Below are 12,933 nucleotides of genomic sequence, written 5' to 3' on the forward strand. Positions count from 1 at the left end.
AGCGCATTGTCGCATCATCATGAGTATAAAAAAAGCCGCCCCGAAGGGCGGCTCAAACGCCGGAAAAGCTCAAAACCGGCTATTTCCACTCGCGAATGTCGACAAAATGACCGGCGACCGCCGCCGCAGCCGCCATTGCCGGAGAAAGCAGATGCGTGCGCCCCTTGAAGCCCTGACGGCCTTCGAAGTTGCGGTTCGATGTGGAGGCACAACGTTCGCCAGGCTTCAGCCGGTCGTCGTTCATCGCCAGGCACATGGAGCAGCCGGGCTCGCGCCAGTCGAAGCCCGCTTCCTTGAAGATCTTGTCCAGGCCTTCCGCTTCCGCCTGTTCCTTGACGAGGCCGGAGCCCGGAACGATCATCGCCGAAACGGTCGGGGCGACCTTGCGGCCTTCGACCACCTCGGCGACGGCGCGCAGGTCCTCGATTCGGCCATTGGTGCAGGAGCCGATGAACACCCGGTCGATGGCGATATCGGTGATCTTCGTGCCGGGCTTCAGGCCCATATAGTCGAGCGCACGCCACTTGGAGGTCCGCTTCGTCTCGTCCTGGATGTCGTCAGGGTTGGGAACCACGCCCTGTACGGAGACGACGTCTTCCGGCGAGGAGCCCCAGGAAACGATCGGCGGCAGATTGGCGGCATCGAGCACGACGACGCGGTCGTAATGGGCGCCTTCGTCCGTGTGCAGCGTCTTCCAGTATTCGACCGCCCTGTCCCAGGCCTCGCCTTTGGGAGCGCGCGGCTTGTCCTTGATGTACTCGAAAGTGGTTTCGTCCGGTGCGATCAGCCCGGCGCGCGCGCCGCCTTCGATCGTCATGTTGCAGACGGTCATGCGGCCTTCCATCGACAGCGACCGGATCGCTTCACCGGCGAATTCGATGACGTGGCCGGTGCCGCCCGCGGTGCCGATCTCGCCGATGATCGCAAGGATGATGTCCTTTGCGGTGACGCCCGGCGGCAATTGGCCGTCGACGCGCACCAGCATGTTCTTCGCCTTTTTCTGGATCAGCGTCTGCGTCGCCAGCACATGCTCGACCTCGGACGTGCCGATGCCGTGCGCCAGCGCACCGAAAGCGCCGTGCGTCGAAGTGTGGCTGTCGCCGCAGACGATCGTCATGCCCGGCAGCGTGAAGCCCTGCTCCGGACCGACGATGTGGACGATCCCCTGGCGCTTGTCATTTTCCGAATAATATTCAACGCCGAAATCCGCGGCGTTCCTGGCGAGCGCCTCGACCTGGATGCGGCTTTCCTCGTTCTTGATGCCGAGATGGCGGTCCGGCGAAGTCGGAACGTTGTGATCGACGACGGCGAGCGTCTTTTCCGGGGCGCGAACCTTGCGCCCAGCCATGCGCAGTCCCTCGAAGGCCTGCGGGCTCGTCACCTCGTGAACGAGGTGACGGTCGATGTAGAGAAGACAGGTTCCGTCGTCCTGGCTGTCCACCAGGTGATCGTCCCAGATCTTGTCGTAGAGAGTACGCGGTGCGCTCATGGCTTATGTATCCATCGTATTTTCAAGAATGTGGAATGGGGGCCGGCGCAATGCGGCCGGTAACAGCTGATCGTGCGATCAGGATAGGCGGCTGGTGAGCGCCCCTGAAACGCGCGCAAAAAAACGTGCCGGCAGGCGCTTGTGATCCTGCAGCACGACGATCTTCTGCTCGCGACATCCGAATTTGGATTCCATGACCGTGCTCATATCAATTTTTTGACAGTTCGGCAATCCGGCGGCACGTGGAGTGCCGCCCGATGACGGGCGTGCTCGCGTTGAATGGCCGGAACGGATATGATAAGCAAAGCTTATTATTTCCAACGCGATCGATCAAATGCCCAGGAAACTCGAATCCGATACGATCGGGATGCTTCTCACCGATGTCTCCCGCCTGTTGCGCGGTGCCTTCGATCGCAAGGTCAATGCGATGGACCTCGGGATCACGCCCGGCGAGGCGCGCACCTTGGTCCAGGTGGCCGTCACCGAGGGCATCAAGCAGGCGGAGATCGCGACCCGCATGGGGATCGAGCCCATGACCCTCTCCGCCTATCTCGACCGCCTGGAAGCGATGGGCCTCGTGGCGCGCGTGCCGGATCCGGCGGACCGGCGCGCCAAGAACGTCGTCGTGACCGACAAGGCCGACCCGCTCATCACCGAGCTGATGTCGGGCCTGCGTGAAATGATGAATGCTTACACCGAGGATCTGGGCGACGACGGACGGGAGGTCCTGCGCGCAAACCTGAGAATCCTGCGGGACAGTCTCCGCCGCCTCGACCCGTGCCTCGCCGGCAGGGAGAAGGGGGCGGCCGAATGACGCTCAGGATGAGCGAGCGGCGCACGAGCATCATCGGCGCCTTCCTGGTGGCGCTCGGCCCCATCTCGATGGCGCTCTACACGCCGGCGATGCCGGAGCTCGTGCGTGCCTTCGCCTCCAGCGAAGCAGCGATCAAGATGACGCTGTCGCTCTATTTCGGCGGCTTCGCCTTTGCCCAGCTCGTCTCGGGAACGCTTTCCGACGTTATCGGCCGGCGGCGGACAACGCTGATCTTCATGGCGATCTATCTCGCAGGCAGCCTGATGGCGGCCTTCGCGCCCTCCATCCCTGTGCTGCTCGCGGGCCGCCTCGTGCAGGGAATCGGCGCCTCCGTCGGAATGACCGTGGCGCGCGCCATCGTTCGCGACCAGTTCACCGGCACGACGGCGGCGCGCATCATGAACATGATCGGCATGATGCTGGCGCTCGGGCCGGCGGTCTCGCCCACCCTTGGCGGTATCGCGCTCGGCCTCTTCGGCTGGCAGTCGATCTTCCTGCTGATGGTCGGCTTCGCGCTGATGGCGTGCTTCATCGTGCAGCTCTTCATGGCGGAAACGACGACGCCGGACCGCAGCAAGGGGCATTTCAGGCCCATTCTCGCAGCCTATGGCGAGCTTATGAGGGACGGCCGCTTCGTGTCCTCGACATTGGTGATCGCCGGCGCGGTCGGCGCGCTCTACGCATGGGCGACCATGCTGCCCTTCGTGCTGATCAGCCAGGTCGGGCTCACCCCGACCGAGTTCGGCATCGGCATGCTCATGCAATCGGGCCTGTTCTTTTCGGGCACGGTCACGATGCGCCTCATGATGCGTCGCTTCACGCCGCAGGCGCTCGTGCCGGCCGGTCTCTTCTTCATCGGCGCGGCGAGCCTCGCCCTCGCCTTCACCATGCATGCGCTGGAACCGACCTTCCTCTCGGTGATGACGCCGATCGGGATCTATGCCTTCGGCATCGCCTTCGTCATGCCCTACATGATGACGGCGGCGATGGCCCCCTTCCCGCATATCGCCGGCACGGCTTCGGCGATGATGGGCTTCATCCAGATGAGCGCCGGGCTTCTCGGCGGCGCGCTTGCCGCTCTCGTCGGCGTACCGGCCATGGCGCTCGGAACGATCATTCCGAGCTTCGGCCTTCTCTCGCTTGCAAGCTATTTCTGGTACCGCAGGACGGTTCGCCTGAGACCGCTGGTCGCGCCGGCGGCTGCGGAGACGCCGCTGAGCGAAGCGGCGGAGTGAGCAAGAAAAAAACCGCGGCGGAGTGATCCACCGCGGCTCCCGACTTGTAATGCCCTCGGAGCTTACCGGTTGCGCGCTGCCAGCGTGCGCAGACGCAGCGCGTTGAGCTTGATGAAGCCGGCGGCATCCTTCTGGTCGTAGGCGCCCTGATCGTCCTCGAAGGTGACGAGCTTGTCGGAATAGAGCGATTTGCCGCTTTCGCGGCCGATGACCATGACATTGCCCTTGTAGAGCTTCAGCGTCACTTCGCCTTCCACATGCTCCTGGCTCCTGTCGATCGCCGCCTGCAGCATTTCGCGCTCCGGAGAGAACCAGAAGCCGTAATAGATGAGCTCGGCATAGCGCGGCATCAGCTCGTCCTTCAGATGCGCCGCGCCGCGGTCGAGCGTGATGCTCTCGATCGCACGATGGGCCGCAAGCAGGATCGTGCCGCCGGGGGTTTCGTAGACGCCGCGCGACTTCATGCCGACGAAACGGTTCTCGACGAGGTCCAGGCGGCCGATGCCGTTGTCGCGGCCGTATTCGTTGAGCTTCGCAAGAAGCGTTGCCGGCGACATGCGCACGCCGTCGATCGACACGGCATCGCCACGTTCGAAGCCGACCTTGATGACGGTTGCCTTGTCGGGTGCCGCTTCCGGCGAAATGGTGCGCATGTGCACGTATTCGGGAGCTTCCCGGGCCGGGTCCTCCAGCACTTTTCCTTCCGAGGAGGAGTGCAGGAGGTTGGCGTCGACGGAGAAAGGCGCCTCGCCCTTCTTGTCCTTGGCGACCGGAATCTGGTGCTTCTCGGCGAATTCGAGCAGATCGGTGCGGCTCTTGAACGACCAGTCGCGCCAGGGGGCGATGATCTTGATGTCCGGATTGAGCGCGTAAGCCGAAAGTTCGAAGCGGACCTGGTCGTTGCCCTTGCCGGTCGCGCCATGGGCGATCGCGTCGGCGCCGGTCTTCCTGGCGATATCGATGAGGTGTTTGGAGATCAGCGGACGGGCGATGGAGGTGCCGAGCAGGTAGACGCCTTCATAGACGGCATTGGCGCGGAACATCGGGAACACGAAGTCCCTCACGAATTCCTCGCGGACGTCCTCGATATAGATCTCCTTGATGCCGAGCATCTCCGCCTTCTTGCGCGCCGGCTCCAGTTCTTCGCCCTGGCCGAGGTCCGCGGTGAAGGTCACCACTTCGGCGCCCAGTTCCGTCTGCAGCCATTTGAGGATGATCGAGGTGTCGAGACCGCCGGAATAGGCGAGAACGACCTTCTTCACGTCTTTATGCGATGCCATGGTTTTTGTCCGTCTGCTCGTTTTGTCAGGCTCTCGGGTGCGGCGCTGCCGCATCGAAAATCTGCGGCACTTTAGCCAGAACTTGCGGGGATACAAGCGGAACTGCAAGTTTCCTCTGATCGTAGCCGATCTGTAGGCCAGCTCCCGCGAATCCGCTGGCAAAAGCGCCGGGCCGGCGGTATCAGAAAGAACCGCCTCTCGAGGAATGCGCCATGGACTTCGTTCCCAGCCTGCCGACGCTCATCGCATTCGCCGCTGCAAGCCTCCTGCTCGCCGCGACGCCGGGTCCCGACATGACGCTTTCGATCAGCCGGGCGTTGGCGCAGGGAAAGAAGGCCGCCCTTTTCGTCGTGGTCGGCACCGGGCTCGGCATCGTCGTCCATACGCTGCTCGTCGCCTTCGGCATCTCGGCGCTGATCACCGCATCCCCGACCGCCTTCCTGGTGCTGAAGACCGGGGGCGCCGCCTATCTCCTATGGCTCGCGATCCAGGCGATCCGCTACGGGTCCAGCCTGTCGGTGACGAAGGTGACGGAGGCGAAGGGTACGATCCTTTCGAACATCGCGACCGGCTTCTCGGTCAACATTCTGAACCCGAAGGTGGTGATCTTCTTCATGACCTTCCTGCCGCAGTTCGTCACTGCGAACGATCCCGCCGTGACGGGCAAGCTGCTCTTCCTCGGCTTCTTCTTCATCGCGATAGGCATGCCGGTGAACGCATTGGTCGTTCTTGCTGCCGACTGGCTCGCAGCCTGGCTGCAGCGCAACAGGCGCGTGATGCGGGCGATCGACTACGGTTTCGCCGGCGTCTTTTCCATATTCGCGGTCAAGATCTTCTTCACGCAGACGCGCTGAGTTTCGTCGCTCCCGGAGCGTGGCCCCTCATCCGGCTGCCGCCTTGTTCCGGCCTTGCCGCATACGCTCTTCTCCCCGCGAGCGGGGAGAAGATGCCGGCAGGCAGATGAGGGGCAAAGTCCGGGAAGGAACGCTACCCGATCAGTAGCGCATCGTCGTCCAGCGTCTGCCCGCGGATGCGGCGGAACATGGCGATGAGGTCCTCGACCTGAAGCGTCTTGCGGCTATCGCCCGCGACGTCGAGCACGATCTCGCCGCCATGGAGCATGATGGTGCGGTGGCCGAAATCGAGCGCCTGGCGCATCGAATGCGTCACCATCAGCGTCGTCAGCTTGCGCTCCGAGACGATCTTCTGGGTGAGGTTCATGATGAACTCGGCCATGCCCGGGTCGAGTGCCGCCGTGTGCTCGTCGAGCAGCAGCACCTCGGAGCCGGCAAGCGTCGCCATCACCAGCGAGACCGCCTGGCGCTGGCCGCCCGAAAGCAGGTCCATGCGGTCGCGCATGCGGTTTTCGAGACCCAGATTGAGTTCGGCGATGCGCTCGCGGAAATGCTCGCGCCGCTTCGAGCCGAGCGCCGGCGTCAGGCCGCGGCTTTCGCCGCGCCTTGCGGCCAGCGCCAGGTTTTCCTCGATCGAGAGAGCGCCGCAACTGCCGGCAAGCGGATCCTGGAAGACGCGCGCCACCAGCCCGGCGCGGGCCGCCGTGCCCTTGCGCGTCACGTCGGTCGTGCCGATCGTGACGCGGCCGCCGCTCGGCAGCACGTCGCCGGCAAGAACCCCGAGAAGCGTCGACTTGCCGGCGCCGTTCGAGCCGATGACCGTGACGAAGGAGCCTTCCTCGATGGTCAGGCTGACGCCGTTCAACGCCTGCTTCTGGAGCGGCGTGCCCTTGCCGAAGACGACCTGGATGTTTTCGACGTTGATCATGCGGCACCTCCGCGGCGCAGACGGGGCAGGATGAGCGCTATAGTCACCAGCAGCGCGGTCACGAAATTGAGATCGGAAGCCTGCAGGCCGAGCGTATCGGTCGAAAGCGCCACCTGGATGGCGACGCGGTAGAGGATCGACCCGAGCACGCAGCCGATGAGCGCGATCAGAATGCCGCGGGCGCCGAGCAGCGTCTCGCCGATGATCACGGCGGCAAGCCCGACGACGATCGTCCCGACACCCGAGGTCACGTCGGCAAAACCGTTGGTCTGGGCAAAGAGCGCACCGCCGAGGGCGACGAGCGCGTTGGAGATCGCCATGCCGAGATAGATCTGCCTGCTGGTGTCGACCCCTTGTGCCCGCGCCATGCGGGCATTGGCGCCGGTCGCCCGCATCGCGAGGCCCGCATCGCTTTCAAGAAAGCGCCAGACGAGAACGACGGCAAAGGCGACCAGAATCCCGACGAAAAGCGGGCGCACATAGAAGTCCCGCAGACCGAGACCGTAGAAGGGCGAAAGCATCGTGTCGGCATTGATCAATGCGACGTTCGGCTTGCCCATGACGCGGAGATTGACCGAGAAAAGCGCAATCATCGTCAGGATCGAGGCGAGCAGGTTCAGGATCTTGAACCGCACGTTCAACAGGGCCGTCACCATGCCTGCGGCGGCACCGGCGACCATCGCCACCGCTGCGGCAAGCCAGGGATTGACGCCGGCAATGATCAGGACCGCGGTGACTGCGGCGCCAAGCGGAAAGGAGCCGTCAACGGTCAGATCCGGAAAGTCGAGCACCCGGAAGGCGAGAAAGACGCCGACGGCGACGAAGGCATAGACAAGCCCCAGTTCCACGGCTCCCCAGAAAGCGATTTGACTCAACGCCGGTAGTCCTCTTCTCGGATGTTCCGCAGGCTGAGGTGCATGCGGAACACGTATTCTGAAGTTGAAGCAGGATGCACACCATTTCCGCATCCCGCTCGATAAGCGAACCGCCCCCGTATGAAACGGGGGCGGCAAAAAGACAATGATCGTCCGGATAGGGCGGATCGCTACTCGATCGTGCGGGTCGCCCGGCCGACGACGCTCTCCGGCAGCGTGACGCCCATCCGGGTGGCGGCGCCCTTGTTGATCACGAGATCGGTTCCGGCGGCGACCTTGACGGCGATATCCCCGGGGTTTTCGCCCTTGAGGACGCGAACGACGACCTCGCCCGTCTGCTTGCCGACGTCATAGTAATTGAAGCCGAGCGCCGCAACCGCGCCGCGGGAGACGGAATCGGTATCGGCCGTGAAGAGCGGCAGCTTGCTTTCCTCGGCGACGGCGACAGCGCCTTCGAGGGCGGAGATGATGGTGTTGTCCGTCGGGATATAGATCGCGTCGGCGCGGCCGACGAGCGCACGAGCCGCACCCTGGACCTCGGCCGATTTCGTCGCGGCGGATTCGATCACGCTCAGGCCGGCCTTTTCAGCCTCTTCCTTGAGGACCGCCAGCAGCGAGACGGAGTTCGCTTCGCCCGAATTGTAGAGATAGCCTATGGTCTTGACGTTCGGCAGGATCTCCTTGATCAGCGCCACGTGCTCGGCAACCGGGGAAAGGTCGGAAAGACCGGTGACGTTGCCGCCGGGCTTCTCCATGTCCTTGACGAGCTGCGCGCCCAGCGGATCGGAAACGGCGGTGAAGACAACGGGAATATCGCGGGTAGAGGAAACCACGGCCTGGGCCGACGGGGTGGAGATCGGCACGATCACGCTCGGGGCTTCGCCCGCGAACTGACGGGCGATCTGAGCTGCGGTCGCCGGGTTGCCCTGCGCCGACTCGTAGATGAACTTGAGGTTCTCGCCTTCCTTGTAGCCGGCGGCGGCCAGCGCATCCTTGACGCCGTCGCGCGCGGCATCGAGCGCGGGATGTTCGACGATTGCCGTGACGGCAACCGTGACCTCGTCGGCGCGTGCCGGCAGAGAAAGCGCGACCGTGGCGGCAAGCGCGATGAGAAGCGAACGCATGGGTGTCCTCCGGTTTTTGGTCAGCGATTTTCGGGAAGACCGGCTAACGTCCCTCCCGCATCCCGCTTCAGAATAATTCCGCCGCTTTCTTAAGAAAGCGAGGGGCCGAAATCAATCGGCGCAAACAGCTTCATCCATCAAACTTCTTCATCGATCTCGGTGATCGTGCGGCCCCCCGGGACGGCTGGAAGGGCGATGAGCCGCCTCAGTCCTCGCCGTGATTGGCGATCATCATCGCCTCGAAGGCGAGGCGGTCGACCTTGCGCATGCGTTCCGATTCCGACTTGAGCTGGCCGCAGGCGGCAAGAATGTCGCGGCCGCGCGGGGTGCGGATCGGCGAGGCGTAGCCGGCCTGGTTGATGAAGTCGGCGAACTTCTCGATCTGTTCCCAGTCCGAGCACTGATAATTGGTACCCGGCCAGGGATTGAAGGGGATCAGGTTGATCTTGGCCGGAATGCCCTTCAGAAGCTTCACCAGCTCCTTGGCGTCTTCCAGGCTGTCGTTGACGTCCTTCAGCATCACATATTCGAAGGTGATGCGGCGGGCATTCGACAAGCCCGGATAGGCGCGGCAGGCCTCCATCAGCTGCTTCAGCGGATACTTCTTGTTTATCGGCACCAGCATGTCGCGCAGATCGTCACGCACCGCATGAAGCGAAATCGCGAGCATCACCCCGATTTCCTCACCGGTGCGGTAGATCTCCGGCACGATGCCGGAGGTCGAAAGGGTGATGCGCCGCTTCGACAGCGACAGCCCGTCTCCGTCGGACGCGATCAGCAGCGCCGTCTTGACGTTCTCGAAATTGTAGAGCGGCTCGCCCATCCCCATCATCACGATATTGGTGATCTTGCGGCCTTCCGCCGGCACGATCGCACCCTGCGGCGTGTCGCGCTCGGGGAAATCGCCGAGCCGGTCGCGGGCGAGCAGAAGCTGCGAAAGAATTTCTTCCGCCGTCAGATTGCGCACCAGCTTCTGCGTGCCGGTGTGGCAGAAGGAACAGGTGAGCGTGCAGCCGACCTGGCTCGAAATGCAAAGCGTGCCGCGGCCCTCCTCGGGAATGTAGACCGTCTCGATCTCTACCGGACGGCCGGCGCCGCGTGGGGGGAAGCGCAGCAGCCACTTGCGCGTGCCGTCGCCCGAAACCTGCTCTTCGACGATCTCCGGCCGTGCGATGGTGAAATGCTCCTTGAGCATCTCGCGCATGTCCTTGGAGACGTTGGACATCTCGTCGAAATCCGAGACGCCGCGAACGTAAAGCCAGTGCCAGAGCTGGCTGACGCGCATCTTCACCTGCCGCTCCGGCACGCCCTTTTCGGCGAGCAGCTTCGCGATGTCGTCGCGCAACAGGCCGATCAGCGACGGCTTTTCCGGCTGTGGCGCGAGCCGCACCTGCGGCGCCTTGACGATGTCCGCCCTGTTTAGAATCTCGGTGGCTGCCATGCTCATCTTGTCCTGTCGTAAAGCGACGGCTCGTCCGGAGACGTTTTCCGGGTCGTGTTCCGATGCTCGAATTGAAATCTGGCGAGCCTCGGTCACGCGCTCGACGGGGGCGCAGGGGCTCAGAATTTGCGGCCGCTTTAGCATTCTTTTTGCGGCGAGTCACCATGGGACATTTTTCTGCCCCGATCCGCCTGGCCCCCAACGCAAAAGGCCGACCTCACGGCCGGCCCTTGCGATCGGTGAAGCGGGCTTAGTTTACTTGCAGGCCTCGATCTGCTTCAGGGCGGCCGAAATGCCGGAGAGCGAATACGAGTAGGAGGTTTCCGTGCCGCGCCGCGATTTCGCGTTGACCGACATGGCCTTGCCCGACTTCATCGCAGCGACCAGTGCCGGCTCTTCGGCGGCATTTTCCACCCAGGCGGAATTGCCCTTGGTGAACATGACGAAGGTGCGGCCGTCGATCACCACGTTGACCTTGGAATTGTCCTGCAGCGGATACCCCATCATCGCCTGTGGCTCATAGCTGATGTTCTGTCCCGGACGCTGCGAAACGAGGAAGAAGATATCGCCGTGATCGACACTTGCCGGGGTCCTTTCCTTGGGCACGGAAAGCACATAGCAGACCTTGCCGTTACCGGCCTGGTAGGAATATGCACCCCAGGCGTTGAACTGCTGGATTCGCGTCGGAGATTGAGCGGAAGCCACGCCGGATGCAGCCATTACGAGTGCGAGTGCAGTTGCGATCTTTCTTACAAACATGAGTTCCTGCCGCTTGTCTTGCTTACGGTCGCCCGATACCGCGTGGGATGGGCAACGCATAGTCACGATTTAAGTTTATTTTGACTTAATCCGGGTTACCAAACCGTCAACGATTCGGGATAACGCCCCTTTTTGCGCCCGAACGCGCCTCGAGGTCCATTCGCACACGGATTGCCGATCCGGTCGACGTCGATACTGGAGAGCCGCCCCTTGCCTCCCTCTATGTCACAAAGAATCGGGCAAGAGTTTGACTTTCCGGGCGGGATTGCGGCAAGGCTCCTCAGGATCAGATGTGTATATGCCTAGTGTGCTCGTCACAGGGATGAGGAGAGCAAACAAGCCGCTGCGGGTTGCCCGAATCTCAACAGGCCTTAGATCACGATATTTTTAGGTCGGGTCGACCTAAAAACATGAACGTGATCGATTCCAAGAAGTTGAGACCCGGGATGCGGGCGGAAAACCGCACACACTTTTCCTCATCCCGCTCTAGTGCCGGGGTATGATCAGACGCACAGATGTCGCAATAGCGGGGACAACTCACTTTTCGACGCTGTCTCGCAGCACTTCGTCGGCCTTTTGGTAATGCCGTTCCTTGATCTGGCCGCTGATCGCGGCAAAGGCGGCCGTCAAAACGGCGATGTCGTCGGAGAAGCCGATCATGGCCAGCATGTCCGGCACGAAATCGAGCGGCAGGACGAAATAGCCAAGCGCCGCGAGCAGAATGCCGCGCGTGCGCGTCGGCGTCGCCGGATCCACTGCGCAATAATAGGCGGCGACGAGGTCGCGGCTGAAGGGAATCTGCCGGGCCGCGCGGCGGAAGGTCGGCCAGAACCGGCGGCGCACCTTGTGCTCCTTGCGCTCCTGTTCGGATTCCTCGCCGGGGAGGAGGATTTCACCGATCTTGATATCGTCCATCGCGTCGATTCCGGTCGTTCAGGGTACTGCGCGGCACTGTAGTGCCGCAGCCTGATATGGGAATGGCGGCCGCCATTTCAAATGGTCGGGCATCCGGCCCTCATTTCATATGGTCGGGCATGCGGCCCTCCGCCGCCTGGTCCATCTTTGCCGCCAACTTGAAATCGAGTTCGGTCAGTCCATCCGCGTCGTGAGTCGAGAGCGTCACGTCCACCTTGTTGTAGACGTTGAACCATTCCGGATGATGATTGAGCTTTTCGGCGGCGAAGGCGCATTGCGTCATGAAGGTGAAGGCCTCGGCGAAAGTCTTGAACCGGAAGGTCTTCCATATCGAGCCGCCATCCTCCGCAAGGACCCAGCCCTCCATCTTGTGCAAGTGCTCGGCGATGGCCGCCGCGTCCAATTTTTCCGGCCGCATGCTGTTCCTCCTTGCTGCATCCTGTGCTTAACAACGAACTTGCCCGCGACAATGTTCACGCGCAATCCTTGCCGCATGACGAGGACGTTCCCGATCCCTGTCTGGGAGCCGGCGGAGGCCTTCGGGCGCTTTACCAGACGCTCGAAGCAGGATGCTCCTCGTTGCTCGCGAGGTTCGAGCGCTCTTCGTGAAGCGGGAAGACCTCTTCCGTGAGATACGGGCCGCCGCCGACCGAGTCGCGTGACGACAGGAGCACGAAACGGGAGACGGTGAAGGGAGCGGTGACGAAATTGCCGCGCCCGGAGAGATATTCGACGACATCCTCGACGCGCGAGGAGCGCAGGCGCGCCAGCGTCACATGCGGGGTGAACTTGCGCGGATCCGAGGGCAGCCCTATGCGCTGGCAGATGCGCTCGATTTCGGCCTGCAGGGCGAACATTTCGGGAGCGATGCTGACGCCGGCCCAGACGGAATGCGGTTTCTTGGAGCCGAAGGCGCCGGTGCCCGACAGCTGCAGCTGAAACTCGGGCCGTTCGATGCGGTCAAGTCTGTCGATGATCTCGTCGGCGGTTCGCCAGTCGACGTCGCCGATGAAGCGGAGCGTGATGTGATAATTCTCCACATCGATCCAGCGAGCTCCGGGAAGACCTCCGCGCAGCAAGGAAAGACTCATTGCTGCATTGCGCGGAATTTCGAGGGCGGTGAACAGTCTCGGCATGGCGAGCTCCCCGAATCTCTTGCAGATGCTTGAAGCGAATCACGCATCGCATCTGCACGCAACCATTATTTGTTCCGTCGGAA

Annotated in this window: 14 protein-coding genes; 3 read left to right on the forward strand and 11 right to left on the reverse strand. The window is 62.7% G+C overall.

Going from position 1 to position 12,933, the window contains the following annotated elements; all coding sequences use genetic code 11:
* Positions 1-79: 79 nt before the first annotated feature.
* Together leuC and PZL22_RS17370 are read right to left on the reverse strand one after the other, a co-directional pair.
* Positions 80-1,489, reverse strand: a complete 1,410-nt coding sequence (leuC, locus tag PZL22_RS17365) for a 3-isopropylmalate dehydratase large subunit (RefSeq protein ID WP_003529677.1) — start codon at positions 1,487-1,489, stop codon at positions 80-82.
* Positions 1,490-1,567: 78 nt separating this feature from the next.
* A complete protein-coding gene (locus PZL22_RS17370; RefSeq protein WP_003529678.1) occupies positions 1,568-1,696 on the reverse strand; it encodes a hypothetical protein in 129 nt (42 codons plus the stop codon).
* Positions 1,697-1,823: 127 nt separating this feature from the next.
* On the opposite strand from PZL22_RS17370, the gene PZL22_RS17375 reads away from it, so the two are divergent.
* Positions 1,824-2,303 (forward strand): MarR family winged helix-turn-helix transcriptional regulator, encoded by a 480-nt coding sequence (locus PZL22_RS17375; RefSeq protein ID WP_003529679.1) that lies wholly within the window; start codon positions 1,824-1,826, stop codon positions 2,301-2,303.
* The gene (locus tag PZL22_RS17380; RefSeq protein WP_003529680.1) at positions 2,300-3,538 is read left to right on the forward strand and encodes a multidrug effflux MFS transporter; all 1,239 of its coding nucleotides are present in this window, start codon (positions 2,300-2,302) and stop codon (positions 3,536-3,538) included. The genes PZL22_RS17375 and PZL22_RS17380 overlap by 4 nt, the downstream gene beginning before the upstream one ends.
* 62 nt (positions 3,539-3,600) lie before the next feature.
* Here PZL22_RS17380 and PZL22_RS17385 read toward each other — a convergent pair whose 3' ends face one another.
* On the reverse strand, positions 3,601-4,818 hold the full coding sequence (locus tag PZL22_RS17385) for an argininosuccinate synthase (protein WP_003529681.1): 1,218 nt from the start codon (positions 4,816-4,818) through the stop codon (positions 3,601-3,603).
* Between the two features lie 212 nt (positions 4,819-5,030).
* Here PZL22_RS17385 and PZL22_RS17390 point away from each other — a divergent pair, with 212 nt between their 5' ends.
* A complete protein-coding gene (locus PZL22_RS17390) occupies positions 5,031-5,672 on the forward strand; it encodes a LysE family translocator (RefSeq protein WP_003529682.1) in 642 nt (213 codons plus the stop codon).
* A 133-nt stretch (positions 5,673-5,805) separates the two neighbouring features.
* Here PZL22_RS17390 and PZL22_RS17395 read toward each other — a convergent pair whose 3' ends face one another.
* From PZL22_RS17395 to thpR, 8 genes are all read right to left on the reverse strand, one after another.
* Positions 5,806-6,600 (reverse strand): ABC transporter ATP-binding protein, encoded by a 795-nt coding sequence (locus PZL22_RS17395; protein ID WP_003529683.1) that lies wholly within the window; start codon positions 6,598-6,600, stop codon positions 5,806-5,808.
* On the reverse strand, positions 6,597-7,475 hold the full coding sequence (locus PZL22_RS17400) for an ABC transporter permease (RefSeq protein WP_003529685.1): 879 nt from the start codon (positions 7,473-7,475) through the stop codon (positions 6,597-6,599). The genes PZL22_RS17395 and PZL22_RS17400 overlap by 4 nt, the downstream gene beginning before the upstream one ends.
* Before the next feature lie 170 nt (positions 7,476-7,645).
* Positions 7,646-8,599 carry an ABC transporter substrate-binding protein gene (locus tag PZL22_RS17405; protein ID WP_003529687.1) on the reverse strand — a complete coding sequence of 318 codons (954 nt, stop codon included), beginning with the start codon at positions 8,597-8,599 and terminating at the stop codon, positions 7,646-7,648.
* 205 nt (positions 8,600-8,804) lie between these two features.
* Positions 8,805-10,040, reverse strand: coding sequence for a dual-specificity RNA methyltransferase RlmN (rlmN, locus tag PZL22_RS17410; RefSeq protein ID WP_003529689.1), 1,236 nt, complete (start codon positions 10,038-10,040; stop codon positions 8,805-8,807).
* Between the two features lie 255 nt (positions 10,041-10,295).
* Positions 10,296-10,799 carry an invasion associated locus B family protein gene (locus PZL22_RS17415; RefSeq protein WP_003529690.1) on the reverse strand — a complete coding sequence of 168 codons (504 nt, stop codon included), beginning with the start codon at positions 10,797-10,799 and terminating at the stop codon, positions 10,296-10,298.
* 537 nt (positions 10,800-11,336) lie between these two features.
* The gene (locus tag PZL22_RS17420) at positions 11,337-11,714 is read right to left on the reverse strand and encodes a YkvA family protein (RefSeq protein ID WP_003529692.1); all 378 of its coding nucleotides are present in this window, start codon (positions 11,712-11,714) and stop codon (positions 11,337-11,339) included.
* Positions 11,715-11,814: 100 nt separating this feature from the next.
* Positions 11,815-12,132 (reverse strand): 4a-hydroxytetrahydrobiopterin dehydratase, encoded by a 318-nt coding sequence (locus PZL22_RS17425; RefSeq protein WP_003529694.1) that lies wholly within the window; start codon positions 12,130-12,132, stop codon positions 11,815-11,817.
* Positions 12,133-12,262: 130 nt separating this feature from the next.
* Positions 12,263-12,850 carry an RNA 2',3'-cyclic phosphodiesterase gene (thpR, locus tag PZL22_RS17430; RefSeq protein WP_003529695.1) on the reverse strand — a complete coding sequence of 196 codons (588 nt, stop codon included), beginning with the start codon at positions 12,848-12,850 and terminating at the stop codon, positions 12,263-12,265.
* Positions 12,851-12,933 lie beyond the last annotated feature (83 nt).

Origin of the sequence: Ensifer meliloti (assembly GCF_030064585.1) — a bacterium.
GTDB lineage: Bacteria > Pseudomonadota > Alphaproteobacteria > Rhizobiales > Rhizobiaceae > Sinorhizobium > Sinorhizobium meliloti.

Bases quoted from the DNA above. Each gene is read 5' to 3' on its own strand.
- PZL22_RS17395 (WP_003529683.1), bottom strand. From the start codon at position 6,600: ATGATCAACGTCGAAAACATCCAGGTCGTCTTCGGCAAGGGCACGCCG.
- PZL22_RS17425 (WP_003529694.1), bottom strand. From the start codon at position 12,132: ATGCGGCCGGAAAAATTGGACGCGGCGGCCATCGCCGAGCACTTGCAC.
- PZL22_RS17380 (WP_003529680.1), top strand. From the start codon at position 2,300: ATGACGCTCAGGATGAGCGAGCGGCGCACGAGCATCATCGGCGCCTTC.
- PZL22_RS17420 (WP_003529692.1), bottom strand. From the start codon at position 11,714: ATGGACGATATCAAGATCGGTGAAATCCTCCTCCCCGGCGAGGAATCC.
- thpR (WP_003529695.1), bottom strand. From the start codon at position 12,850: ATGCCGAGACTGTTCACCGCCCTCGAAATTCCGCGCAATGCAGCAATG.
- PZL22_RS17405 (WP_003529687.1), bottom strand. From the start codon at position 8,599: ATGCGTTCGCTTCTCATCGCGCTTGCCGCCACGGTCGCGCTTTCTCTG.
- leuC (WP_003529677.1), bottom strand. From the start codon at position 1,489: ATGAGCGCACCGCGTACTCTCTACGACAAGATCTGGGACGATCACCTG.
- PZL22_RS17415 (WP_003529690.1), bottom strand. From the start codon at position 10,799: ATGTTTGTAAGAAAGATCGCAACTGCACTCGCACTCGTAATGGCTGCA.
- PZL22_RS17375 (WP_003529679.1), top strand. From the start codon at position 1,824: ATGCCCAGGAAACTCGAATCCGATACGATCGGGATGCTTCTCACCGAT.
- PZL22_RS17390 (WP_003529682.1), top strand. From the start codon at position 5,031: ATGGACTTCGTTCCCAGCCTGCCGACGCTCATCGCATTCGCCGCTGCA.
- rlmN (WP_003529689.1), bottom strand. From the start codon at position 10,040: ATGGCAGCCACCGAGATTCTAAACAGGGCGGACATCGTCAAGGCGCCG.
- PZL22_RS17385 (WP_003529681.1), bottom strand. From the start codon at position 4,818: ATGGCATCGCATAAAGACGTGAAGAAGGTCGTTCTCGCCTATTCCGGC.
- PZL22_RS17370 (WP_003529678.1), bottom strand. From the start codon at position 1,696: ATGAGCACGGTCATGGAATCCAAATTCGGATGTCGCGAGCAGAAGATC.